The organism is Xanthomonas sp. CFBP 8151, from assembly GCF_011761885.1.
Lineage (GTDB): Bacteria > Pseudomonadota > Gammaproteobacteria > Xanthomonadales > Xanthomonadaceae > Xanthomonas > Xanthomonas arboricola_B.
Genome location: NZ_JAASQZ010000002.1, coordinates 656,238 through 668,431 on the forward strand (window position 1 = coordinate 656,238; position 12,194 = coordinate 668,431).

The window sequence follows — 12,194 nt, forward strand, 5'->3', positions numbered from 1 at the left end:
AGCAGCGCGTTCGATTGGTTGCTGCTACTGCACCACCGGCCATGCACTGCCGTCATAACCCAGCCGGTTGATGCCCAGGCGCGCGTCGCCGCGGTCGTCGTAGTAGTGGTAGACCAGGATGTCGCCGTCGCCATCACGGAACACCGATTGCCCGCCTGGCCCATGCGTGCTGCCCAACCCGGACTGGATCACCGTGCCGCCGCCGTTGCGCATGTCCACCCCGGCGCGATCCAGATACGGCCCGGTCACCGAGCGAGCGCGCCCCACCGCAATCTTGTAGGTGCTGCTGGCGCCCTTGCAGCACGCATCGAACGACACGAACAGGTAGTACCAGCCATTGGCCTGCTGGATGAAAGGCGCCTCCACCGCGCCCGGGGACGGCCGGCTCGCCAGGCTGTAGCGCGTCGTGTTGCCGGACAGCTGCTTGCCGGTGCCGGGATCGAGCTGGATCAGCTTGATCCCCGACCAGAACGAGCCAAACGCCAACCACCACTTGCCATTGCCATCCACCACCAGATTGCCGTCGATGGCGTTGTAGTCGTCGCTGCTCTTGGAGGTGTAGACGATGCCTTGATCCTTCCACGAGCCAGGCTTGCCGGTGCTGCTGCTGGCAAGCGCAATCGCCGAGGTATTGGTGGCGAACTTGGAGGCGGTGTAATACATCAGATACTTGCCGCCGTGGAAGGACACATCCGGTGCCCACAGCTGGTTGTCCGGGTTGTAGCTGCGCACCCAGCTCGGCATGCTGATGAAGATCGCGCCCGCATTGCTGAACTTGGTCCGGTCGGTACTGGTGACCACGCCGGTGGTGGCATAAATGTAGTAACGCCCATCGCTCAGCTTGAGCATCGACGGGTCGTGCACGATGGTGTCACCGCTCACCACACCTGGCCCCACTGCCGCTTGCGCAGGTGCGCTATGCAAGCCAGTGGCAGCAGCGGCCAGGGCCAACAGCGACGCGATCGCGTCACCACGCAGCGACATTCCAGACCAGCCTCCTTCCACTCGACTGCCACCGACAACGCGCATCGCCCCACTCCTTGAACAACGTAAAGACGTTTTCTGTAGGAGCAATCTAGCCCGGCAGCAATGCCACGAATCCGACGCCGATCTCAGAAGCACGGTGCAGGCGAGTTGGCACTGCGTTTTGCGACGCGCCTTCGTAACGGAGCGTGCGATGCAGCCGAGTGCCGGGCGTGAGTCTGTGGATCGAATCTCGATAGCAGCGAGGTAATGCACAGGTACCTGCACCCCGCATGCGTCACCGATACGCTATGTCATCATCAACGCAACGCTGTACGCGTCATTCCACCCGCACGCGTAGATCCCGATTGGCGTTCGCCTCATTGCCGCTGTAATCACGCGCGGTTATGCGGAGTACGTAGTCGCCCGGCGGCAGCGCGCCGGCCTGCCACTGCCCATTGCCGATGCGACCATCGCGCACCATGTTGGTGACCAGATAGAGGAAGCGCGTCACCGCGTTGCCATGCACGGTGATGCCGCTGTCGGGCGCGTAGGCGGTGAGCACCGCAGCCGGATCGGCCGGCATGCGATCGAATACGATCGTCATGCGTGGCTCCGCTTCGCCGGCCAGCGGCACGCCTTGCGCATCCAGCACCTGATACCCCAGCGCATACAGCCCCAGGCGACGACGCGGCAGATTGCGATCCACCTGGTCCCAGGCCTCCACCACAATCTGCACCGCAGTCCCGAGCGGTACGTGCACCCTGCCGCTGGTCATCGGCAGGGCTTGGCCAGCTGAGTCGAGCAGACTCACCCGGTCGATATGCGGCGCCACATGGTCGGCATAACCGACAAAGCCCAGTTGCACCGCATTGCGTTCGAAGCCGTTGGCACCTGCGGTCAGATGCACATGCGCCATGCCGTTGAGCGTACCCAGTGCATCTCCGGCACGGAAACGCGTGCCGCGCAGCACACGCATGCGATCGGGCTTGCCATCCACATCCGTCACCAAATGGAAGCGCTGCGGATCCAGCGGCGTCCCTTGTGCGGTGCGGCCCACGCGCATATGGGTGTAGCCGATCGTGTCCAGTGCCAACCACTCGCCCAATTGTCCCACCCCCCAGGTCGGGGACGGGCTGGAAACTTTGGCATCGGCAATGGCGTGCACGGTTTGGCCGACATCGCCACGGATATCCAGGCCCGCATGCAGATGATCGCGGCTCAGACCCTGGTAGTTGCCACGCACCTCGCCAAGCGTGCCGACCACCTCATGCCACCCGGCCTGCGGCTGCAACGGCCAGCGGCCCTGGGTGACGGGCAACGGCTGCGTGGCAGCCGGCCCGACCACGGGCGCGGCGTTCGCGTTCGCGTTCGCCGCAGTGGCCGGCACCAGCCGATGCACGCGTGCGCTGCCGGCATCGCTGACATACACCGCACCTTGCGCATCCACCGCGATCCCCGCCGGGCGCGACATGCGTTGCATCACGTCCTCGCCGCTCATTGTCACCACATGCCCGGCACGCGTCACCTGCAGCACGCGCCCGCTTGCATCGCCCACGTACAGCACGCCGTCGTGGGTGAGCGCAAGCGTCATCGGGCGATGCAACAGCGGGCTGAGGTCGGCAGGATCGCCACCGATCAAGGTGCTGACGCTGCCATCCGGTGCAATACGGCGAATCGCGTCGTTACGCATGTCGGCCACCCACACCACACCGTGCGCATCCACCTTGAGGTCGGTCGGCGTATCGAAGCGCGCCTGATCGCCAACACCATCGGCCATGCCCGGCAAGGCGCCGCCGGCCAGGGTGCTTACCTGCCCATCTGGCGCGATCACGCGGATGCGATCGTTGTAGGTATCGGCGACATACACGCGCCCTTGCGCATCCACCGCCACGCCGATCGGGCCATTGAAGCGTGCCTGCGCAGCGGCACCGTCGCGAAAACCGGCACTGCCATCGCCGGCCAGCGTGGTCACCACGCCGGGTGGCGTGCGTTTGCGGATCGCATGGTTGCCGGTGTCGGCGATGTAGAGATTGCCGGCCGTATCGAAGGCGATACCCGATGGCGTATTGAATTCCGCCGCCGCGTCAACGCCATCGGCGAATCCTTCCTGCCCACCGGCCACGGTCTGCACGCTGCCGTTGTCGAGCAGCCTGCGAATGCGGTTGTTGTCGCCGCCATCGGCGATGTACAGCGCGCCGTGCGGATCGATCGCCAGCCCATAGGGATCGGCAAACCGTGCATCGGCAGCACGGCCATCCACTGCGCCACGCACACCGCTGCCGGCAACCCATTGCAACTGTGCCTTCCAGCCCAGCGGCGTTGCCGTGGGACCTTGTGTCTGCGGCAGCGCATCGGGTGCCGGCACAGACCACCAGCTCGCCAGCAACGCCGCCGCGCCTGCCAGAAGAACTGCGCAGATCCATAGCGCGTATCGTTTTGTCATGCCGGTCGCGGGTGTCGGAGGACTCGCACTTTAAGCACTTCTTGCGGGTTGCAGCGACTGGCGGGCAGTGGTGCGTGAAGCACAAGACGCACTGCGCCACTACCGTAACGCCGGCATCCCACTGCCCCAAGAGCGCTTGCACGTGCTGCTGACGCACAGGCCTGCCGCGTATCATGCGCACTCTTTCATCCTCCAGGACGGACCCATGGCCGTACGCACGCTCAACGAATTTCTCGCCCATTCCAAGGAAAAGGACGTCAGCCCCGATCCGTTCGAACTGGAAAACCCGCATCTGCTGGAAGTGCGCCTCGACGGCATGGTGTGGTCCAAGGCCGGCGCCATGGTCGCGCGTACCGGCAACGTCAAGTTCACCCGCGAGGGATTGCTGGAACAGGGCCTGGGCAATCTGCTGAAGAAGGCGGTCAGCGGCGAAGGCATGCAGTTGATGAAGGCCGAAGGCCAGGGCCGGGTGTATCTGGCCGACCTCGGCAAGCTGGTGACCTTGCTGCGTTTGAATGGCGAGGCGATCTTCGTCAACGGCAACGACGTGCTGGCGTTCGAATCCGGCGTCCAACACAAGATCACGATGATGCGCAAGGTGGCCGGCATGCTGTCCGGCGGCCTGTTCAACGTGCGCCTGAGCGGCCACGGCATCGTGGCGATCACCTCGCACTACGAGCCGCTGACCCTGCCGGTCACCGCCGCCAGCGGCCCAGTGTTCACCGACCCCAACGCCACCGTGGCCTGGTCGGGCACGCTGACCCCGGAACTGGTCACCGACGTGTCGATCGGCACGCTGTTCGGCCGCGGCTCGGGCGAAAGCCTGCAGATGCGTTTTGCCGGCGAAGGCTGGGTGGTGGTGCAGCCCTACGAGGAAGCCAGCTTCCAGGCCAAGGGCTGATCCAGGCCGCCCGGCAGCAATCAACACGGCGCATCGCCTGGTTGCATGCTACGCAGCTGGGCATTTTTCCAGTCACGGCGCAGTGCGCAGTGGCAGCTGCGCATCCCAGCCCAGCCTGTAGGAGCGCTCCGGGGCGCGAGGGCCTTGCCGGTAACGCCATATCGCGCCCCGGTGCGCTCCTACGGGGTTTCCTGCATTCTGCCGCGAGCTGCACAGCTACCGAGCTGCCCTAGCTTGGCATTGCGTAGTCACGCAACCGTAGGCAACAGATGATTGCGCTGACGGCACTCGTAGGAGCGCCCCTGGGCGCGAGGGCCTTGCCGGTAACGCCGCATCGCGCCCTGGTGCGCTCCTACGGGTTTCCGGCTCTGGTGCATCACACCCATCCGCGCTTGCGGAACCATGCCAGCGGCACCAGCATGCTCAGCACGATCACGCCCAGCGCCCAGTAATACGCGTCGTGCCACTTGAGCTCGGGCATGTAGGCGAAGTTCATGCCCCAGATGCCGACCAGCACGGTGGGCGGAATGCCGACCACCGACGCCACCGCCATCACCTTCATCACGTTGTTCTGGTCCATGTTGATCATGCCCAGCACGCTGTCGAGCAGGAACTCGATGCGGTCGTCCATGTGCTGCTGGAACTCGCTCAAGGTGGTCAGGTCCTTGTGCAGCAAGCCGATGCGTTTGGCCGCATCGGCACCGAACCAGTCCGGCGCGGCGTCGTCCAGATAGGTGACCAGGCGCAGCAGTCCCTGCCCGGCATTATGCAGCCCGCCCAGTCGCCGGCCCATGCCCCCGACCTGATGCAGCATGCGTTCCAGATCACGGGTCTTGTGCGGGTTGTCGAACACCTGCCGGGTGGTATCGGTGACCTCGGCTTCCAGCGATTCGAGACGGTCCGCCAGGCGCCCCACCAGCTGGTCGAAGATGCGCAACAGCAGATCGTCGGCGCTATGGCAGGGCGCATGCGCAAGACGCGCGGCCACCGCATCCAGCGAGTCCATGTGCTGCTCGCGCAGGGTCACCAGCATGGTCGGCGACAGCGCAAAGCCCAGCGGCGCAGTCGGGCCATCGTCGTCCTGAAAGCGCGGCACGTTGAGAAACAGCACCTCGCCCTGGCGCCGCACCCGGCTGGAGAATTCGATCTCGCCGATGACCGCGCGATCCGGCAGCGCGAACCCCACCTTGTCTGCGGCCTGCGCCAGTTCCTGCGCGCTGGCCTGGCACAGGTCGACCCAGCACCCTTGCGTGTGCTGCGTTCCGGCAATGGGGTGCGTCGTGATCATGCGATGGGCCGTGGCGATGGATGGCGGCGAGCATCCCGTTCCGCCCAAGCCGCGTCAACGTCGCGCGCATCGCGTGCTTAGCTGCCAGTGGCCTTTATCGCGGCGCCGTGCAGCCACAGACGCCAGGGCCCCGCAGTGCGGGGCCTCGGTGAGGGCTTCGGTGGATGTCTTCGCTTGCTCCGCGCGCTCAGCCGCTGCGCGTCTGCTGCCGCTTCACCGCATAACCGATCGCCAGGATCAGGAACCACACCGGGCTGGCCAGCAAGGCCTGGCGCGTGTCCGCCTGCAGGGTCAGCAGCACGATGACGAAGGCGAAGAACGCCAGGCACACGTAGCACATCAACACGCCACCGGGCATCTTGAACGCCGAGGCCGCGTGCTGCTCGGGCCGCTTGCGCCGGTACGCGATGTAGGCGCACAGGATCAGCGACCACACGAACATGAAGAGCACTGCCGACAAGGTGGTGACCAGCGTGAACGCAGTGACCAGGTTGGGGATCAGGTACACCAGCATCGCGCCCAGCAACAGGCACACGCAGGAGAACAGCAGCCCACGTGCCGGCACCGCTGCACGCGAAAGCTTGGCAAAGCCCTTGGGCGCATGCTGTTCTTCGGCCAGGCCGTAGAGCATGCGGCTGGTGGAGAAGATGCCGCTGTTGGCCGACGAGGTGGCCGAGGTCAGCACCACGAAGTTGATCAGGCTTGCGGCCGCCGGCACGCCGGCCAGCACGAACAGCTCCACGAACGGGCTCTTGTCGGCCACCACCTGACGCCACGGCGTCACCGCCATGATCGCGATCAGCGCCAGCACATAGAAGATCAGGATGCGCACCGGGATCGAGTTGATCGCCTTGGGCAGGTTGCGGCGCGGGTCGGCAGTCTCTGCGGCGGTGGTGCCGACCAGCTCGATGCCGACGAAGGCGAACACGGCGATCTGGAAACCGGCAAAGAAGCCGCCAATGCCCATCGGGAACATGCCGCCGTCGTTCCACAGGTTCGACAGCGAGGCCACATTGCCCGACGGCGAGCGGAAGCCCCAGGCCACCAGCCCGGCGCCGGTGAGGATCAAGGCGCAGATGGCGATGATCTTGATCAGCGCGAACCAGAACTCCATCTCGCCGAACAATTTGACCGTCACCAAGTTCAGGCTCAGCAGCAACAACACGCAGGCGATGGCCGGAATCCACGGCGCCAACCCGGGGAACCAGAACTGCGCGTAGGCGGCGATCGCGATGACGTCGGCGATGGCGGTGATGATCCAGCAGAACCAGTACGTCCACCCGCAGAAGAACCCGGCCCACGGCCCGAGCAGATCGGTGGAGAAGTCGATGAACGACTTGTACTCCAGGTTGGACAGCAGCAACTCGCCCATCGCGCGCATCACGAAGAACAGCATTGCGCCGATGATCAGATAGACGAACAGGATCGACGGGCCGGCCAGGCTGATCGTCTTGCCCGAGCCCATGAACAGCCCGGTGCCGATCGCGCCACCGATGGCGATCAGCTGCAGGTGGCGATTGGAGAGACTACGTTGCAGATGATCGGGCGCGGACGGGTCTGACATGGGGCACGGCACCGGCAAGTGAACAAGCCGTCAAAAATACGAGATCGCGGCAGCGCGCACCAGCGGTTTGCACAGCGGCCCCGGTTAGGCCGCAGCATGCGCCAGCGAATGGTGGTCGGCTTGCCCCATCGTGGTGCGCCGCTCATCCACGCGGCCACTGTTGTCATCGAGGGGCCGCAGCCGTCAGGGATGCACGCAAGGCATCGCCGGAGCAGTCACCGCCATCCGCCTGGAGCCTGCGCGCTGCGGCGTTGTCATCGGCCGCGTCTGCCTGGTGGTGGCACAGTCGCGTTGCTAGCCGCGATTACCCCCCGGCAAGCCCGCCGCCAACGCGGCCCGGCAATGCCTGATCGTCGTCCTCTTCCAGATCGCCCACCTCCTCGCGCAAACCGCCCTGCTGTGGTGTCTGCTCTTCCAGCGGGATATCTTCTTCGTTGGTATCCGGATCGGGCGTGCCGTGTGCCGACAGACCGGCGCTGGCGGCGGTCATCAGACGCGAAGCGAGTGGATTGAGCTGCATGGGGTGACTCCGACCGGTTCGAATGGAGCACCGACAGTGCGCATCGCGGCGCTACCGCACCGTGATCCCGGGCAGCGGAATGCTGACGCACCGTTGACGTCGGCAGATAGACGCTGGGCCACGTTGCTCCTGCATCTGGCAAGTGGGACGCCCGAGCTGCTCGCCAATCGCTGCGACATCGCCGCATCGCTGAAACCTGGCGTGCACTGCGCAGGGAGCCTGCTGCGCCGCCGTAGCGGGAATCGGGAATCGTAATGGCATCAAGCGCATCGCGGCACTTCGAAGCAGCGCCGTTCCGATTCCCCATTCCCGACTCCCCCATTCCCGCGGCGCACAGCGCCGCCCTCACACGATCTTGGTCCGCCGCCACCACCGCGACACCTGCTCTTCACGGATCAGCGTGAACAGGCCCGCGCCCAGAATCAGGGCGATGCCGACCGCCATCGGCCAATCCAGGTGATCGTGAAACAGCAGGTAGCCGAAGGCGATCGCCCACAGCATCTGGCTGTACTGCGTTGGCGCAACCACACTCACCGGCGCCATGCGCGTGGCATACATCAGGCAGATCGCCGCCAGGCCGGCAAGCAGGCCGTAGCCGGCCAATAGCCCCCACTGATACAGCGTGGGCCAGACAAAGGTCGGCAACATCATGATCCCGCCCATCACCAACGGGCCGATCACCCCGGCGCCGTACAAGGTCAGGCGTTTTTCGCTGTGGCCGGCCATGCGCAGGGTGATGACCGAGATCGCACCGACCAGGCCGCACACGATCGCGGCCACATGCCCATGGGTGAGATGACGAAAGCCCGGGCGCAGCACGATCAACACGCCGATGAAGCCGACGATCACCGCCGACCAGCGCCGCCAGTGCACCTCTTCCTTGAGAAACACCACCGACAGCACGGTGACGAAAATCGGCATCAGGAAGATCAGCGCAAACGCCTCGGCCATCGGCAAGGTGGTGAACGCGATCACCGAGGTCAGGTTGCCGATGGCGCCGGTGAGCGCACGCAACAGCCACAGGCTGGGTTGCTTGGCCATCACCAGTTCGCGCAACCGGTCGTCCGGCTTTTTCAGGAATGGCACGGCCACCAGCATCAGCAGTGCACCGAGAAACAGCACCTCATACACCGGCAGCGTGCCTTCCAGCAGCTTCACGAACGCATCGCTGATCGAATAGGCCGCATAACAGGCAAATCCCAACAACACACCCTTCAGCATTTGCCGATCCTCCGCGGTTGGCGCCAATCGGACAACATGTCGATGGGGCAGTGCGCAGTATGCGGTGCGGCGTGCGTCAGAGGAATCGGCGCACGCATCCGGGCACGATGGCTGCTGCATCGCCATCGGCATACCGTCGCATGCGACCCGGCTTCCCGCGTCGCTGCAGATACCGCCGCTGCGCCGCCCCGCCATCGTGCCGGAGGTGGATTGGATGCGCATGCGCGATGGGGTCGGTTACGATGCCAGTCCACCCCTCGCACCAGCAACGCGCGTAACGCGCGTAGACCCAGACCAGCAATCCGTGCCCCACTATTCCGGCCCACTACTCATTTGCTCCGATGCCCAGGCGCTGCTTGCCGCGCGCGGCAGTGGTCTGACCCAATGGACCGGCTCGCTGGATCTGGGCCGCAGTACCGGCACCGCCCAGCTGGATGCGCAGACCTGGCAGTGGCGCGGCAGGGGCTACCCGTATCCGGGCAAGTTCAAGGAGCGCACGCTGTACTTCTGGGACGGTGACGATTTCGCCCCGATCTCGCGTTTCAGTGGTGCGCTGATCAAGCTCATCCCCACCGAATGGGGCGCGCCCACCTTCGAGATCGATGGCATCAAGATGCTGCCGTCGGCGCAGTTGTCGCCGTTCGAGGATGCGCGGCGCAAGGTGGCGCTGGTCGCGCCACGTGGCAAGATCGTCCTGGATACCTGCGGTGGGCTGGGCTACTTCGCCGCCTGCTGCCTGGAAGCCGGGGTGGCGCAGCTGCAGTCGTTCGAAAAGAATGCCGATGTGCTGTGGCTGCGCACGCTCAATCCCTGGTCGCCGGACCCGGACGATGCCGCCTACGGCGGGCGCCTGCAGCTGGCCCATGCCGATATCTCGCAGCACATCGCCACGCTGGCAGACGATTCGGTCGATGCCATCCTGCACGACCCGCCGCGCTTCGGCATCGCCGGCGAGCTGTATTCGCAAGTGTTCTACGGTCAGCTGGCGCGGGTGTTGCGTCGTGGCGGACGCCTGTTCCATTACACCGGTGCGCCCAATCGACTCACCAGCGGGCGCGATGTACCCAACGAAGTGAGCAAGCGCCTGAGCAAGGTCGGCTTCAGCACGCAACTGGCGCTGGATGGTGTGCTGGCAACGTTGCCGGCGCGGCGCTGAGTGCACGATTGTTGCGGAAATTGAAACCGCGCGGTAAGTAGCAGCCAGCTGTGAATCGGCGCTGCGCGCAAAGCCGCGGCACGGCGGACAAATTCCGCACAGAGCATCGGCTCCCATGCAGGTGGAGCGCATCGCATCTGCCACCCACGCCTGACCAGCAAACGGATCTGCGATACTGCACTGCCCACGACAAGGACGTTGCATGCGCATCCGCTTTCCGACCTGGTTGCTTACTGCGCTGTTGATGACGGCCGGTGCGCCAGTGCACGCGCAGACCGCGCCCCAGACACCACCACCGCCCATGTCCGAAGTCACCCCCCGCCATCCGGTGACCACCGCCATCCTGGCCGGGCGTACGATTCGCCTGGGCGAACACGCCGGCAAGTGCGCGATCTTGCGCGATGAGCAAGTGCTCCCGCTGGGCATCGGCGCCCCGTGCTACTTCAGCATCAATCGCCAATACGGCGCCCAGGTGCACCACTTCCAAGGCAGCGACATCGTGCTGGTGCAACACGCCCACCCTACCTCGGCGCCGGACTGGGATAGCAAGGTGTACGGGCCGATCTGCGCGTTCGAAGCGCAGTCCGTGCGCGAAGTCGATGGCGTGCTGGAGCCCGGCAGCGTCGCCACTTCCTGGCACTGCGACCCGACCATGGGAGCCGATCAGAAGCAGTTCGTCTACAGCTACGACACCTGGCCCAAGCGCGAGACGCAGACGCCATCACGCCGGCAAAAACAAACGCAGCCCTGATGGCCGCATGATGCGCAGGCGTCGATCGATCGGCGCAGGTGGTCGTCACTGCCCTGCGCCCGACGGCTGATCGACGCCGCATGCCAAACATCGGCTCGCCGTACGCGGGCGCGGGCGCAGCCGCGTCGTCGTCGACAGCGCGGCACCGCAGTTGCGCATGCTGTGCAACGACCGCGCAGGTCATCGCCTGCCGTGTCGGTACGCCGTCCAGGCAACGTAGGTGAACCAGGCGATGACCGCCAACGGCACACTGGTCAGCAAGCCATCCCAGCCGATGGCGATCCAGAACCGCTGCGGGTCTGCATCCGCGTAAAAAATCCTGGTCGGCCGGCCGCGGATGACGCTGATATAGCGCCCCGTGACGATCGCCTCCAGCACCAGCCACAGCCGCATGCAACAGGCGATCGCCACGACAACGGCTCCCCCGCCGATGATCCATTCGTGGATCCGGGACGCTGCGGGAGCTGGCGCAGGTGGCGGTGATTTGGGCCGCTTTTTTTTCACGCAGGCACCGGTTCGATGGTGGCGGCGCAGTGTACGCGCAGCACAACCGGCCGAGGCCATCCATCGCACGCATGCAACACCTGGTGGTCGCGCAGTGAGCGCATGCCACGCACCTGCCGGCTGAGCGCGGCCGCTATACTGATGGCGCAGCGCACTCGCTCAGAGTGAATGGAATGCTCCACGCTGCATTCGTCTCAGGGAAGATGGCCAGCAACAGTGCAACATGGATTGTCCGGACGCTTCCTTGGGGTTTTTGCTGTCTTCGCCATGCAGTGGCGACAACGGCCTCGTACCAAGGATCTTTCGCTTTGAAGACGTTCACCACCTTCCTGCTTGTCTCTTTCAGTCTGCTGCTGGCTGCCTGCGGTGGCGGCACCACCACCGGCGCCTCCAAGCTCTCCTCCAGCGACTACCTGCTGCACAACATCTCGGTCTGGAATGGCGCGGTCACCATCGTCGACCCGTGGGTGTCGGGCGATCGCGGGCAGAGCCTGGTGGCCGATGCCATCGCGCACAAGCCGCTGGACGGCTACAAGACTGCGCTGGGCAGCCAGCGCAAGGCACTGGCCGCCAACGCGCAGGCCAATACAGCCATGGCCTCGGGCGTGCCCGACAACGCCAAGGACCTGGACGGCAAGCTGTCGGCCTACCTCAACAGTGCCGACGCGATGATGGCCGCGCTAGAACGCGTGGCCGCCCTGCCCAACGGCTACGGCAACCCCGAGCTGGCGCCGTTGGCCAAGGATCTGGAAACCGTGTCCACCCGGCTCAACACCGATATGGAAGCGCTGAATACCGCGCAGCGTGCGTATTCCAAGCAGCACAAGATTGCGATGCAGGAAGTCAGCCAGTAAGCAGCGCAGCCGCGATCAACCCTGCA

11 protein-coding genes are annotated in these 12,194 nt (G+C 65.2%); 4 read left to right on the top strand and 7 right to left on the bottom strand.

Features of this window, described 5'->3' with window-relative positions:
• Positions 1-24 precede the first annotated feature (24 nt).
• Both FHT08_RS10730 and FHT08_RS20135 read right to left on the bottom strand, forming a co-directional pair.
• Entirely contained in the window at positions 25-984 is a 960-nt protein-coding gene (locus tag FHT08_RS10730; protein ID WP_104606551.1) for an arabinan endo-1,5-alpha-L-arabinosidase, read from the bottom strand.
• 319 nt (positions 985-1,303) lie between these two features.
• A complete protein-coding gene (locus FHT08_RS20135; protein ID WP_166775070.1) occupies positions 1,304-3,409 on the bottom strand; it encodes an NHL repeat-containing protein in 2,106 nt (701 codons plus the stop codon).
• A gap of 205 nt (positions 3,410-3,614) precedes the next feature.
• On the opposite strand from FHT08_RS20135, the gene FHT08_RS10740 reads away from it, so the two are divergent.
• Positions 3,615-4,310, top strand: a complete 696-nt coding sequence (locus FHT08_RS10740; RefSeq protein ID WP_104606553.1) for an AIM24 family protein — start codon at positions 3,615-3,617, stop codon at positions 4,308-4,310.
• Positions 4,311-4,686: 376 nt separating this feature from the next.
• On the opposite strand, the gene FHT08_RS10745 is transcribed toward FHT08_RS10740, so the two are convergent.
• The 4 genes from FHT08_RS10745 to FHT08_RS10760 form a co-directional block, all read right to left on the bottom strand.
• Positions 4,687-5,598, bottom strand: coding sequence for a CorA family divalent cation transporter (locus FHT08_RS10745; protein WP_166775071.1), 912 nt, complete (start codon positions 5,596-5,598; stop codon positions 4,687-4,689).
• Positions 5,599-5,785: 187 nt separating this feature from the next.
• Positions 5,786-7,162, bottom strand: a complete 1,377-nt coding sequence (cycA, locus tag FHT08_RS10750) for a D-serine/D-alanine/glycine transporter (RefSeq protein WP_166775072.1) — start codon at positions 7,160-7,162, stop codon at positions 5,786-5,788.
• Positions 7,163-7,466: 304 nt separating this feature from the next.
• Positions 7,467-7,682: a hypothetical protein gene (locus FHT08_RS10755; RefSeq protein ID WP_104538634.1), complete on the bottom strand. Its 216-nt coding sequence runs from the start codon at positions 7,680-7,682 to the stop codon at positions 7,467-7,469.
• A 345-nt stretch (positions 7,683-8,027) separates the two neighbouring features.
• Positions 8,028-8,903 carry a DMT family transporter gene (locus FHT08_RS10760; protein WP_016902964.1) on the bottom strand — a complete coding sequence of 292 codons (876 nt, stop codon included), beginning with the start codon at positions 8,901-8,903 and terminating at the stop codon, positions 8,028-8,030.
• A gap of 304 nt (positions 8,904-9,207) precedes the next feature.
• Here FHT08_RS10760 and FHT08_RS10765 point away from each other — a divergent pair, with 304 nt between their 5' ends.
• Both FHT08_RS10765 and FHT08_RS10770 read left to right on the top strand, forming a co-directional pair.
• The gene (locus FHT08_RS10765) at positions 9,208-10,059 is read left to right on the top strand and encodes an SAM-dependent methyltransferase (protein WP_104538635.1); all 852 of its coding nucleotides are present in this window, start codon (positions 9,208-9,210) and stop codon (positions 10,057-10,059) included.
• 202 nt (positions 10,060-10,261) lie between these two features.
• Complete coding sequence (locus tag FHT08_RS10770; RefSeq protein ID WP_243849007.1) at positions 10,262-10,810, top strand: hypothetical protein; 549 nt, start codon at positions 10,262-10,264, stop codon at positions 10,808-10,810.
• A 180-nt stretch (positions 10,811-10,990) separates the two neighbouring features.
• Here FHT08_RS10770 and FHT08_RS10775 read toward each other — a convergent pair whose 3' ends face one another.
• Positions 10,991-11,203 (bottom strand): hypothetical protein, encoded by a 213-nt coding sequence (locus FHT08_RS10775; RefSeq protein WP_104538636.1) that lies wholly within the window; start codon positions 11,201-11,203, stop codon positions 10,991-10,993.
• 419 nt (positions 11,204-11,622) lie between these two features.
• On the opposite strand from FHT08_RS10775, the gene FHT08_RS10780 reads away from it, so the two are divergent.
• The gene (locus tag FHT08_RS10780; RefSeq protein WP_104538637.1) at positions 11,623-12,168 is read left to right on the top strand and encodes a hypothetical protein; all 546 of its coding nucleotides are present in this window, start codon (positions 11,623-11,625) and stop codon (positions 12,166-12,168) included.
• The last annotated feature ends 26 nt before the right edge of the window (positions 12,169-12,194 follow it).